Here is a 13200-nt window from a genome sequence, read left to right as displayed (position 1 = left end):
ACTTGTAAAAAGTTGGATAAAAAGATTCGTTTCGTAGAGTATTTCTTTGTTCAATAATCGAGCCAGGCTGTAGAGAATTAAATAATTTACTATTTTTATTTGATATGGGGTGAATTTTATGAACAGTGATAATAGTAAAGACAATGCTTTTTTAGATGAATTTGAAAGGGTGCTTACAAAAGGAATTGAAAGTGGACTTAAAAAAATGTATGAAAAACAGGCACAAGTGGACCAATACTTTCCAACTGATATTCCAAATGATGTTTGTAATCATGCTTTCATAAAAGGAATCAAGTTTGATAACAGTTTTATGCCTAAAGTACATGACTTTGTTCTGTTAATGAAATGTGGTGATGAAGAATTATTCTTATGGACACATACAAAGGATTCATATACTGCTTTAGTCTCAAGGGTCTCAAAAGATGTAAAGAATAAAAATTTCTGGAAGAACATTGGAACAGTTATTCAACTATCATACTCTTACTCTACGTGCTTTGAGCACACTATGGATATGGAGTATAAATGGTGTTATTATTTTGATTCGAATGAATCAATATCAGAGCAGATAATATATGGTGGTGACTCCGACAGATATAGTTTACTGAATGGTACTATTCTACAGCTCACTGATTTATCTGAGCTTTCTCCACTTATAGAACTGCTTTTAAGGGATGATAAGGCATATACTGCTATGAGTAACTTTTATGCATCTATGAAAACACATTATTGTTGTTTAATATGTGAGTTAGGTCGAAAATCTTATAAAAATCACCCAAGTCATGAACCAGAACTTTGGGAGCAAGCAAATCTAATATCTGATTATGAGGCAGCAATTGTACAAGCTTGCAGATGTGTTGAAGCATTAATAGGAAAACCTCCTAGACAAGATAATAGAAGTCGATTTTTAGAGCATAAACAAAAATGGATAAACCAAATTGGTATAAATCCAGATGATAAGTTCACAAATGATGAAACTACATATATGGATTTCTACTATAAACTATTTGAACTTAGAAATGCAGCTGCACATAGTTATGGAACGATACCTTTTGACCTTGAAAGGAAACAGGCCATAGATGCACAATGCTTCGCTTCGTTATTGCTCGATGGGTATGTCACAAAGAATGTTTTATCAGAAGAAATAATAATAAGGAAACTTATTATAAATCAGAAACTATTAGAGAAAGTCGACGAGGGAAGGCTTACCCCTAGAACGTACCAAGAAGATGAGTAACATTTAGGTTCTGTGTATCGGTTAGATTCTAAAACATAAAAATTCATTTAGATATTCAATAAACGGGCGCTTTAATTGAGTAAGGATAAAAAAATTATCAAACTTTTTTATTAAAAGATGATTCAATTGAATATAGAAGAGTGTGTTTTGATCAATCTTTTTTTCAAAACACACTTTTTCTATCTGCTTTTTTATCAAGGTCTATTAGGTTAATTTAATCAAACTTTATTCCAAGGCTACAAAAGGCATATAGAACATTTTAAACACTCATATATTAAATGAACTGATATATGGGTGTTATATTTTTAAGACATAAATTCAACAAACTTATTATCTCTTAAGGCTTTATTTCAGTTTAATTTTTAGTAAGCCGCGATTAAATGAATAGCTTTGAATTTTGTGCAAATCATCTAAAGATATTCTGTTAGGATGCCTAGGTCTTTGTTTTTGTGTGATAATTTGATTTTTAGCAAACCTATTATCCCTGAATACATAAACAACATTTTTCTTTTGGGCTGCTGTAATAATATCCATAGTTTTTTTGACATATTCATTATGCGTTTTAGCACTAAAACCTGACGGTACATCGCCCCAAGCTAGTACAATTAAATCACTTTCATCAATATAATTTTCAAATCTGTATATATTTTCTTGAAGGTCATTAGAGTCATTATTATCAACGTAATTTGCGAGCTCTGCAGAGTCGGTTACATAGTAAGGGAATAGGTTTAATATTGTAACCTTTTTAACGGGTATATTTTTATATTTTTTAAAGAACCTTAATACTTTATTAACAGTATCGTCGGAGCAAATTTTAGTTGCTTTACTTGGATTCATCATTATGACTGTAGCCGTACTTTTAGCATTAGAAGTATTAATAGAAACCTCTAATGAATACCTCTTATTAACATCGACTATAGGTGATATATTTTGGACTATACAACCTGCAGGGTAGCGTACACACTTAATTACATTTGAATTCACTTGCATTCACTTCCTAATTAGACTTCGTTACACCTATTAATTCTTATTGAATACAAAGTAATTATTAATCAAATTGTCTTCTTTCCAAGCGATCAACAGCCTCACGTTTTTTCTCGTTATTAATATTAGTATAAATACTAGTAACTTCTACAGAGGTATGGCCAAGTTGATCACGTAATAATACTAGGTCCTTGTTTTCTTTATAGTGATTTGTAGCATAGGTATGTCGTAGTTTATGCGGGCTGCGTTTCTCATCAAATGCACTTGTATATTTATCGATTAACTTCTGTATAGCTCTAACTGTTAGCTGCGTATATTTCCCTTTATAATTTGTCAGAAAAGTAAGTCTTCATCTTGAGGACAGCTATATTTACTAGGACGAACCTTAATATATTCCTGAACACCATCTAAGCAAGAGCGCGTGGCTAATATGGAAGATTTTTTATTACCTTTACGAATCACTTTTACGGTACCCTGACGGAAGTTTATGCTAGAGATAGTAAGACTAGCTACCTCAGAAACTCGAAGGCCAGTGCCTAAAGTGAGGCTAATGATGGCTATATCTTACCTGGTACTCGTATAACAGCCTAAATAGATATAATAAAAAAGAAAATAAGTGCAGTGAAAATATGACTAAATATAAATAATACACTTTCATTTGCAATAGAATGGGATGATCTAGAATTATGCCGAATTAATTTTTTTATTATTAAACCATATATCATAGAAACTAAAATGAGTAGAAGTAATAGCATAATAAATTGCAACCTATTATATTCTACGGATGTTGCAGTAATAATAGCAGGTTTTAAAGCGATGAAATAAATTGTTAAATATATAAAAATACTTAGAATACAATATAATGAAAAATTCAACAAGTTTCTGTACAAATAAACTCCACCTCTTTCCTTTTCACTCTATAATTTAGTATCTATATTCCCATCTCTTATAGAAGTATCCTAATCCTATTTAATTATTATCATAGCAAAATGGGTTACTATAAAGTTAATTTTAAACTATTTAACAATTAAAATCAGAAAATAAAGACAAGTAATTATAGAATTTCTAATAATAATTTAAATGCATATATTCATGTATTTTAATGTAAAAATGACATTATAATTAATTTGTTAGATGTTAATAATATTTCTTTTAGAAAGGGTGTATATTGAATTGCAGTATTCTTATATCGAGTATTTTGATGGTTGGGAGAAGATATTTCCTAGTGGTAACTTAATCGGGTTTCAAAAGAAAAGATATATAGAGCTAGATTCTATGGTTATAGATAATGATAAGGAAGCTAAGTATATAAGAGGTAGAAAATCGTTATATCAGGCAGAATGTCCTATATGCCAAGACATCATGTCGTTTAATAAAGGATCTAAGATAGTTAATAAAAATCCATATTTTTTTCATTTAGATAAAGAACAATGTTTTTCATTTGAATCATTAGCACATGCTAGAACTAAGAAATATTTATATGAATTATTTAGTAAGGCTGGTTACATCGTAAAAGAAGAGAAACGACATAAAGACATTTCACGTGCCGACGTAGCAGTACTGCAAACAATTGATGGAAAAGAAGAGCTGAAGCTGGCAATCGAGGTACAGGCGTCAAATATTCGGACTAGTAATATTGCGAAGAGAACAAATATATATTTTGAAGAAAATGTACCAACTGCATGGGTGTTAATACTAGATAGTTTCTTTCCACCTAAGGAAACAGAAGTAAATGGAGAAAAGGTCTACACGGATAGTTATAGTGGTACAAGAATAAGTAGTTTTAATCCAGAAACAAATTCTTATGAATATACATATATTTCTCCATTAAAAGAGGAATATTTCTTTATAACAGGGGAAAATAATAAAGCATTTAACTATTTTATGGATGTATACCATGTTATTGTAACTGTTGATCATAATGGACATGTATTTTTAATTCGAAGAACTCCTGAAAGTTCTAAGTTAAGGGTAGATGCATTGTTAGAGAACCGAGAACATTCAACACAAGATGATATATTTCTGGTTAACCGAATAGCAGAGCCTGATATTGTACCAGTATTATTAGAAACGGAATTATTGCGAGCACCACATAGTGAAAATGATACGAGGATGAAAAAGAATACTCAATTAAATGAAGAATTTAAAGGTCAAATTCATAGAAGCGATTCTGGTCCTACGAATTTAGTAGATACTGCTATTGAGTTTGATAAAGCCCGACAGATAGAGGAAGCATTAAATAGTATAGAATTAGCGAGAAAAGCAAGAAAAGAAATAAAAATAGCTTATACTAACAAATTACTAGAGATAGAACAAGAAAAAGCTGAGGAGCGCAGAAGGCAAGAGGAAATATTGGCTGAACAAATGGCAAAGGATTATATGAGCGACTTATATAATCAATATAAAAAGGAATTTAGCATTCTAATAGAACGCTTGGAGACAGAAAAGGTTCAATTTCATTTATCTTCAATTGATAACTGGTATTCTTGGTTGAATTATTTAAAAGAAGAGTGCCATAAGTGGTATATAGTCGTAAAAACTTTATTTAAGGGATTTCCAACAAGTTTCTTAAGTGACAAGAATGATTATGAAATGTATTTTACTGAGGAACAAAATAGATATAAAAAATGGATTGAGGGTAGAAATTTAATTGAATTTGTAGAAGAATTACAGCAACATTATGAGCAGGTAACCAATAATACTTCAGAAAAAATGTTTTATAAAGGGCTTTTGGATAAGTATGGACAAAAGTTAGATACAGTGCAAAAAAAAGAAAAAATACAAAGGGAGCAAGAAGAGCTACGTATCAATCAAGAAAAAATAAAGAAAGAGGAAGAAGAACGAAAACGCATTCAATTACAGAAAGAGCAATTATATAGAAAACAAGAGCTTTTAAACAAAGATTATGATGAGATACCTCATTTAACAGGAAATGAAATCGATGATTTTAGAAATCGGTTTTGGGAGGAATACGTAGGTATACCAAAAAAAGAACGTACTGCCTACGAAAGAAAATACTTTCCTACATTCACTTCTGGATTACCAAAATGGTTTGTGTCAAGAAAGCTTAGACATGAAGAAAAAGAAATTGAAGCTGTAAATAAGCAAAAAAGCAAGAAAAAGGATAATAAAGAAAACTTAAAAGATAACGATGATGGTTTTATTCAACTTAAGTTATTATAAAAAGAATTAATGAAATTGAACGAGAACTTATATAGATTAATTTTATTTATACATATAGATTAATTTATTGTTAAATTTATTTGGGGGATACATATGAGATTAAATAAAAGTGAAAGATCATTGCCTGTATTATTAGCCTATGAAAGAGATGAAATTGGAAATCTTGCAGTTTGGTGCCCATATTGTGCGACATGGCATCTTCATGGACAAGGAGACGGGCATCGTAGTGCTCATTGTCAAAATAGGAGGAGTCCATTTATAGAAACCGGATACATTATTAAAAAAGGATCAAAAAAAGATTATGCTTTCGGTAGAACATATTATGACAGTTATGACAACTTAGATTTGAAATATCGTTACTAGAGGATTTTCTTTAATTTAAGAATCAATTTATAAGTAATGCCAATGAGTTAGTCTTATTTAATCAGATAAGTTATTGGAAGGAGTTGAAATTTATGGGGTATAGTACTCTATCTCTTGATTTTAAAAATGAAGTAGTTGTCGATAAAACGAAGTGGAAAGAAATATGGGAGGATTGTATGGAACCAGATAGTTTTGCTGAGTATGTGTATATAGTCATTGAAAATGCGGCTCGTCGTTATAAATTTAAACATGACTTTGAACCAGAGATATACATGTTTAATTTAAATAGCCCTTTTAAGGTGAATCTGAGATTTGGTAATAAAAAATACATATTAATAATGAATCCCTTTGATGAAAGTCAACTTGTTAATGCGGAATAAGGTTATTATCGGTAACATCTTTTAATCAAACTATATTTCAAATCAATATTAATAACTTTATTGTTATGGAGGAATTATAGTGAAATCTAAAAAAGAGCATATCTATCATTTTACGAACGTTTTAGATTTTGAATACATCTGTCTTGAGAAGAAGGGGCTTGGTTTTCCAGAATTAGAAGAAGTGATGTTTAGTTATGTTCTCTCTATGCCACAAGGAACCCTAGAGTTTAAAGAATGTTGGATATCCCGTGAATATGTAGAGGAAGAGGAACTGAAAACAGTCCAGGCTACGTTTGAGGACAGTAAAATAAAAAAAGCAGTTCGTTTATGGGGATCTAAAAGGAATATAGATGGTAAAGTGCTTACAATGAAGATGGATTTTTTAAATTTAGAGACAAAAGAGCTTGAATATGAAATGGATATATTAAAAGTGGTGCAGAAGAAATAGTAAGTATATTTTGTTTACTGTAGAAACTAGTATATGATAGTTTCTACAGTAAAATAATAAATTTACATAATATAAATTGAGATTTAATTTTATTTATGTTAAAAATTAAAATGCAGGGGAATATATTAAGGTTCAAAGGGGATCAAATACCAATTTTGTAAATATTTTGTTGCGTATATATAAATTGTGTGAAAAGTAGGAGAGAAAAATGGATATAAAAAAATTGAAAATAAAATGGAATAAGCTATTGTTCGATTTGAAAATACATTCTTCTGATGGTCAAGAGTTTGAAAACTTATTTTGTAAGATAATGCAACATGCAAATGAAGATTTCTTACCAGTCGATGCATACGGAAAATTAGGAGACGGATCAACAGATGGGTACATTTTTAAAGAGAAAGTTTATTATCAATGTTATGGTCCAAGGGCAATAAAAGAATTAGCAACGGAAGCTTATACTAAAAAAAAATTGAACGATGATTTTGAAAGATTGTTAGATAATGGAAGGGAAATAAAAAAATATTATTTTGTAGTTAATGATAAATTCAAGGGAATATCTCAGCCTATTAGAGAGGCCATGGATGAAATTAATAATATTCATGATGAAATAGAGGCAGATTTTATAGGTGCAAATAAGATTAAAAATATATTTTTTGAAAAATTAACGGATGAACAAATCGAAGATGTTTTAGGGATGAATCCACTCGAAAATTTAGATTTCAATAATGCTGAAGCAGTTAATATAAGGTTAGTATTAAAAACTATGGAGAAGTATTTAATAAATAAAATAGATGCTTTGGATGAATTAAATCCTAAAGTTTGGATTTATAAAAATAATGGGACAGATCATGTAAAACGATCGATAGATAACTATCATTCTATAATAGAAGGTGAGATTTATAGTGAGCTAATTCGACAAATAGAAAGTTTGGGAATGGGTTATAAAATAGCCTTTAATGCGTATTTAAATGATGAAAATAAATTGATTGAATTATTAATAGCTAATTTAAATAAGGGTTCTCGTTTTACAATGGTACATTATAATATGGATTACTCAAATTTTATATTTAGCTGTTTAAGAGATATTATTAATCTTTATAATGAATTTTCACGTACTATTAATGAAGTACTTGGAAATGATATTTTAAGTACAATTGATAATAAGTATCTCCAAATCAATAAGCAGATTGGATTTGAAACAGGTAAATTGGAAAAAACATTAGAAGAATATCTTAATGATATTTTAAATTCAGAAGACTGCGGGGCAGTTTATTTGTTTGAAGATGAAATTGAAAATAGTGAGTTTTTAAATGAATTACAAAAACTACACAATAACAGTCCAATATTCCGGTATAATTATTCTAAAATCGAAAATAAGAAGATAATTAAGTATTTAACATCAGTTTTAGAATCTATTTCTACAGACATTCAGTTTGAATTCAGTCCTCATATTCAGAGAAACCATGTTATTTTTATAAAATCGGTGTTAAATAAGGAAGAAAGAACTCAATTAGAAGAGTTGCAAAATAGAAGTAATCTTGCGATCTATAATTTTTTTGAAGATTAAATATTCTATGGTGGCACTTAAGGAATAAAGGTTGTTTCTGTTATTCTTCTAAAGATACACAAATCACTTTTACCAAAAGATAAAAAAACCATTGTACAAGAAAAGTATGATGGTTTTCAAAAAGGATGGAAGCCCTAGTTTATAAGTGGTGAAGATAAAATTTAACATACGTTATGTTATCTATAATCATACGAGTATTTTTACATGAAAAGTAAATTTTTATCCTCATGATAATTATATTTAATTATAGACTATGCATTTTTTACTTAAATTTGCTTTGCACAAGTTATAAACTTAAATAACAAAAAAGGAGGGAGTTCATAATTTAATAGAAAGTTTGTTCTTTACATTGAAAGAGTAGTAAGTAGGAATCACATAGAAAGTTTTGAGGCATTATTAATAATCAAAATTAATTTTACATTATATCCGTGATTAATTGAGATATGAGTAATCACCTTTACATTGTGATATAAAGATGATAAACGGCGAATCGATTGTAATAAATCAAGGTCCAAATTTAAAGAAGGCGATAAATAAATGTGAAAATATGATCCATGATTCTTCTTTCCGAATAGCATATGAAGCTCGAGGGAAATTACTTCTAGAACTAGCGCATGCAGAACAAAAGGGTATGGAAAAAGGTATTGAGCAAGATAAGATGCAAATGATTCGAGGGATGCATGAAAAAGGTGTACCGCTTGAAACTATTGTAAAAGCAAGTAAGTTGAGTGTGGAGGAAATAGAACTTATCTTGAAATTAAAGTAAATATATATGAACCTACAGTACTCATGAATAAAAGAAAGTAAATGTTCATTATTATAGTACGTCTAATAGAAAAGCATTGCTGAAGGTTTCGGCAGTGCTTTTCCTAAATCGAATCAATTACGTAGTAATATTTTTCACTTATTTGATTGGGTACTACAGTATGCATTACCAAAAAATATATAAAACTCGTTAAAGAAGAGGCTTTTCAAAATAAAGGTAAACATATTCTTTATATACAGAAACGGTCATTTAATATAATTCAACTAAGTCGCGAAGACCAACAACGTGCAGTAATTGCTAGGGCACTATCCTGCTATGTTGTTTTATTTATTGCTGATGAACTAACGGCAAATAAAATGATTGAGTTGTTTCAGGAACTCGAACATCAAGAAGGTAAATGCGTAATTGTTCTTACGCATTCGCAAGTATTTGCAAAAAAAAACAGGTCGAGCAGTTTATTTAAGTAAAAAGAAGTTAGTAGTAAGCGAAATTAAGAACATTTAAGGGAAAAGCTATTTTCGTTCCAAATTAACAAAATTTTCAAAAAGTATAGATGTTAATATTTGTTATATGATATATTTGTCAAAGTACTATTCCTGTAGTTTTAATGATGAATCTGTAAGATAGTTTGTTTGTCACATATATTCATCTTAAATTAAAAAGAACTTGTAGAGATTCCTACAGGCTCTTTTTAGTTTAAGAGTTGAATGTAGATTTGAAGTAAAGAAACAACTTTTTGAGAGGAGAAAAGTAAATGTTTATAAAAGCGGAAAGATTACTAATACGAAATTTTGAGTTCAAAGATTGGCAAGCTGTTCATGAGTATACATCAGATAGCAATGTAATGAAATACATACCAGAAGGGGTTTTTACTGAAGAAGATACAAGAAACTTTGTAAATAAAAATATGGGTGAAAATGCTGAGAACTTTCCTGTGATACTGATAGATGAAGATACTCTGATTGGTCATATTGTTTTTCATAAATATTTTGGCGAGCATACTTATGAGATTGGGTGGGTATTCAATCCTAAATATTTCAATAAAGGATATGCTTCTGAAGCAGCACAAGCTATATTGAAATATGGGTTTAAGGAAATGAAATTACATAGAATTATAGCGACATGTCAGCCACAAAATATCCCATCATATCGATTGATGGAGAGAATTGGAATGAGAAGAGAAGGCTATTTCAGGAAGTGTATCCCCCATGGAAATCAATGGTGGGATGAATATTATTACGCTATTTTAGAAGAAGAGTAGTGTTTCAGAGCGCATTATTTAAATCGCTTGGTCTATAAAATCATTAAAATAATACTTGGATTTCTGTAAGCACTACAGAAACGACTTTAATAGACATCTGTCATTTACATAGACAGATGTCTATTGTATTTTTTGCGGCAAGACTAAATAACTTTACTGTTACTTTACAGCAGTGGGGTAGTTCAAAACAACTCCTTCCACAAAATATATACTGATTAGTGCTGTTATTCATTCTAATCTTTGTAATAACCTGATATAGCTGCTAGTCCAAAAAAGTTCGCAATCTATTATAAGTAATTCATGAAGATAAGATAATGAAAAATATTTTTTTATTTTAATATTTAAAACTTATGTATACGTGTTACAATGAAGTTCTCCAATTTATTTTATTCTCCTATTTAGAATTTATGGTTTAGTTTCCAATAATACAAAAGTGGCTGTAGTAAATAGATAAATGAATAAAGCGAAGCGGTCAGAGTGGTTAAAAGGATAAGGCTGTTAAGTATAGTTATTCAAAGAATAAGTTCACTTAGTTAAGTTAAATGGAATTTAGTATGGTAAGGATTTCATCTAATGTGAATCGATCTAAATTAAACTTTTGATTCAATCAAAACTAAAAATCATCTTTTAAATGAAGTCTATGTTTCTACTGTTAATGTAGAATAATTTGTAGTTTTAACATTGCTTACTATAAAAAAATTGCATATTCGAAAGGTGGATAGATAAAACTCTGCTTGTAAAAACTAAATTGTTATATAAGGAGATATATGTAAAAGGATATAACTGTAATTTCATTTCGAATAATACCATAAATCAATGTAGAAAAAATAAAGGAGCAAACGATTAAATAAATAATATAAGTTGTAAGAATGAAAGGAAGAATTTGATAGTGTTTAAAATAAAAGAAAGATTGGAACAAATGAAGCTTAAAACGAAGTTGTCTATGGCATTTATTTCAATATTAATTATACCTAGTCTTATCGTAGGAGTATCATCTTATGATAAAGCAAAAACAGATCTTAATGAAACAATTCTACAAACTGCGAAAGATAATGTAAGTATTTTAAATAAGATAGTTGACGATGAGTTAGAAAATAAACATGTAGATGTAACTCATTTTGCAAAGATCCTTACACAAGGTGATTATAATGCGGACCAATTGCAAAATGTACAAAGTAAATTTGATCAATATATACAGTTACATCCAGAGATAGAAACAATTTATACTACATCCAGTAATAATCAATTTATTCATGCACCGGTTGGAAAAATACCAGAAGGATTTAATCCGTTAGAAAGTAGTTGGTATAAGGATGCAGTAAAAGCTAATGGAGAGATTATTGTTTCGTCTCCCTATAAATCAAAGGCTACAGGAAATATGGTAATAGCAATTGCAAAGCAAAATGCTGATAAAAGTGGTGTCATTGGTATGGATTTGAATATTGATGATATCGTAAAAACTTCTAAAATGATAAAAATAGGAAAACAAGGCTTTGTATCTATAGTAAGTCAAGATAAGACTATCGTTGTTCATCCTACACTTAAGCCAGGTGAGAAATTAGAGAAATCATTAGCAGATGAACTATACAAGAAAGAAGATGGAGTAATTACTTATAGCCTTAATGGTGAGGATCGAAACATAAGCTTTAAAACAAACAAAAAAACAGGTTGGAAAATAGCTGGTGTAATGCCTATTAAAGAAATTGAAGAAGCTGCCAATCCTATTTTTTATAAAACGCTCACTATAATAGGGGCTTCACTGTTGTTAGGTGGAATTGTAATTTTCTTCATTCTTAAATCTATTATTAATCCACTAAGACAATTAGTTATTTCAGCCCAAAGAATTAGTCAGGGAGATTTAACTGAGAAAATAGATATTCGTTCAAAGGATGAACTTGGTCAATTAGGTGGTAGTTTCAATACAATGGCAGAGTCGTTATGTAATATAATTTCTCAAATTAACACATCTGCAGGACATGTGGCTGCTTCGTCTGAAGAACTAACTGCTAGCGTAGAGCAAGCAAGTGTTGCGACAGAACAAATCACAAAAGAAATGGAAGAAATATCGAATAGTGCAGAAGTTCAAAATAATGAAGTTGCGTCTGGAGCTAAATTAATTGGTGAGGTAACACGAAACATTCGATGCGTAGCTGATAATGCTTCCGAAGTATCGACTTCATCCTTATATACAAAGCAAAGAGCTAACGAGGGCGAACAATTAGTAGAACAAACTGTAATGCAAATGCAGTCTATCCATCATTCTGTTTCTCAATCCGATAATGTAATTAAATTATTAGATAAGAAATCGCAGCAAATCGGAAGTATATTAGAAGTAATTCAAAATATTGCTGCACAAACAAATTTATTAGCATTGAATGCAGCGATTGAAGCGGCAAGAGCAGGAGAACAGGGGCGTGGCTTTGCAATTGTTGCTGATGAAGTCAGGAAGTTAGCAGAGCAATCATCCGAATCTTCGATGGAAATTGGAAGTTTAATTAATGAAATACAAGCAGATGTACATGAGACTGTAAAAGCTATGAATGAAGTAGGAGTTGAAGTGCAGTCGGGGATTCAGGTTGCGAATGATACAAAACAAAGTTTTTATGAGATTTCAAAATCTGCAAATGATATTGTGTCAAAAGTACATGGTATGGTGGAATTATCAAATAAAATGACAAGTGATGTAATGGAAGTCGATACATCAATTAATCAAATATCTATGGCTGTGAAAGAGAATTCTTCAAGTATGCAAACGATAGCCGGTTCATCTGAGGAGCAACATGCTTCTATGGAAGAGATAAATTCTTCAGCAATACAATTAGCACAGATGGCCGAAGAGCTTCAAGAATTAATTGGTGGATTTAAGATATAAGTTAAGATTCTAGGATAGAATTCTAGATAGTATATGTAAGGGTAGAAGTTAAAAATCTTATAATGTAGTAAATAAATATAATATGTATTTTTTATTATAAAGAATGAAGAAATAAGGCTTTTAACCGCAAGAACTACGGGGG

The 13200-nt window shown here is 30.0% G+C and carries 10 protein-coding genes and 3 pseudogenes; 10 read left to right on the top strand and 3 right to left on the bottom strand.

Annotated features, from left to right (window positions below; all coding sequences use genetic code 11):
• Positions 1–118: 118 nt before the first annotated feature.
• Positions 119–1234 carry a hypothetical protein gene (locus ACXY7N_RS26440; protein WP_488592749.1) on the top strand — a complete coding sequence of 372 codons (1116 nt, stop codon included), beginning with the start codon at positions 119–121 and terminating at the stop codon, positions 1232–1234.
• A gap of 345 nt (positions 1235–1579) precedes the next feature.
• On the opposite strand, the gene ACXY7N_RS26435 is transcribed toward ACXY7N_RS26440, so the two are convergent.
• The 3 genes and pseudogenes from ACXY7N_RS26435 to ACXY7N_RS26425 all read right to left on the bottom strand — a co-directional run bounded on the left by ACXY7N_RS26435 (position 1580) and on the right by ACXY7N_RS26425 (position 3108).
• Positions 1580–2218, bottom strand: coding sequence for a DUF1643 domain-containing protein (locus ACXY7N_RS26435; protein ID WP_488592748.1), 639 nt, complete (start codon positions 2216–2218; stop codon positions 1580–1582).
• A 64-nt stretch (positions 2219–2282) separates the two neighbouring features.
• Positions 2283–2782, bottom strand: a pseudogene (locus tag ACXY7N_RS26430) (tyrosine-type recombinase/integrase); the annotation flags it as partial.
• Positions 2783–2805: 23 nt separating this feature from the next.
• Complete coding sequence (locus ACXY7N_RS26425) at positions 2806–3108, bottom strand: hypothetical protein (protein ID WP_488592747.1); 303 nt, start codon at positions 3106–3108, stop codon at positions 2806–2808.
• Positions 3109–3391: 283 nt separating this feature from the next.
• On the opposite strand from ACXY7N_RS26425, the gene ACXY7N_RS26420 reads away from it, so the two are divergent.
• The 9 genes and pseudogenes from ACXY7N_RS26420 (at position 3392) to ACXY7N_RS26380 (ending at position 13058) form a co-directional block, all read left to right on the top strand.
• Positions 3392–5401 carry a competence protein CoiA family protein gene (locus ACXY7N_RS26420; protein ID WP_488592746.1) on the top strand — a complete coding sequence of 670 codons (2010 nt, stop codon included), beginning with the start codon at positions 3392–3394 and terminating at the stop codon, positions 5399–5401.
• A gap of 93 nt (positions 5402–5494) precedes the next feature.
• Positions 5495–5764: a hypothetical protein gene (locus ACXY7N_RS26415; RefSeq protein ID WP_073536248.1), complete on the top strand. Its 270-nt coding sequence runs from the start codon at positions 5495–5497 to the stop codon at positions 5762–5764.
• Positions 5765–5856: 92 nt separating this feature from the next.
• Complete coding sequence (locus ACXY7N_RS26410; protein WP_488592745.1) at positions 5857–6144, top strand: hypothetical protein; 288 nt, start codon at positions 5857–5859, stop codon at positions 6142–6144.
• Positions 6145–6223: 79 nt separating this feature from the next.
• A complete protein-coding gene (locus ACXY7N_RS26405; protein WP_488592744.1) occupies positions 6224–6592 on the top strand; it encodes a hypothetical protein in 369 nt (122 codons plus the stop codon).
• Between the two features lie 208 nt (positions 6593–6800).
• On the top strand, positions 6801–8159 hold the full coding sequence (locus ACXY7N_RS26400) for a hypothetical protein (protein WP_488592743.1): 1359 nt from the start codon (positions 6801–6803) through the stop codon (positions 8157–8159).
• Positions 8160–8646: 487 nt separating this feature from the next.
• A pseudogene (locus ACXY7N_RS26395) lies at positions 8647–8925 on the top strand (Rpn family recombination-promoting nuclease/putative transposase); the annotation flags it as partial.
• 251 nt (positions 8926–9176) lie between these two features.
• A pseudogene (locus ACXY7N_RS26390) lies at positions 9177–9429 on the top strand (ABC transporter ATP-binding protein); the annotation flags it as partial.
• Between the two features lie 250 nt (positions 9430–9679).
• Complete coding sequence (locus tag ACXY7N_RS26385) at positions 9680–10186, top strand: GNAT family N-acetyltransferase (protein WP_488592742.1); 507 nt, start codon at positions 9680–9682, stop codon at positions 10184–10186.
• A gap of 889 nt (positions 10187–11075) precedes the next feature.
• Positions 11076–13058, top strand: a complete 1983-nt coding sequence (locus ACXY7N_RS26380) for a methyl-accepting chemotaxis protein (protein WP_488592741.1) — start codon at positions 11076–11078, stop codon at positions 13056–13058.
• Positions 13059–13200 lie beyond the last annotated feature (142 nt).

It is taken from the genome of Bacillus sp. 5w2 (assembly GCF_054353775.1).
Note: the sequence above shows the minus strand (reverse complement) of the source record. Positions and strands in the feature narration are given on the sequence as shown.

What these genes read in the sequence shown, in the direction of transcription:
- ACXY7N_RS26440 (WP_488592749.1), top strand. Translation starts at nt 119, where the DNA reads ATGAACAGTGATAATAGTAAAGACAATGCTTTTTTAGATGAATTTGAA.
- ACXY7N_RS26415 (WP_073536248.1), top strand. Translation starts at nt 5,495, where the DNA reads ATGAGATTAAATAAAAGTGAAAGATCATTGCCTGTATTATTAGCCTAT.
- ACXY7N_RS26410 (WP_488592745.1), top strand. Translation starts at nt 5,857, where the DNA reads ATGGGGTATAGTACTCTATCTCTTGATTTTAAAAATGAAGTAGTTGTC.
- ACXY7N_RS26400 (WP_488592743.1), top strand. Translation starts at nt 6,801, where the DNA reads ATGGATATAAAAAAATTGAAAATAAAATGGAATAAGCTATTGTTCGAT.
- ACXY7N_RS26385 (WP_488592742.1), top strand. Translation starts at nt 9,680, where the DNA reads ATGTTTATAAAAGCGGAAAGATTACTAATACGAAATTTTGAGTTCAAA.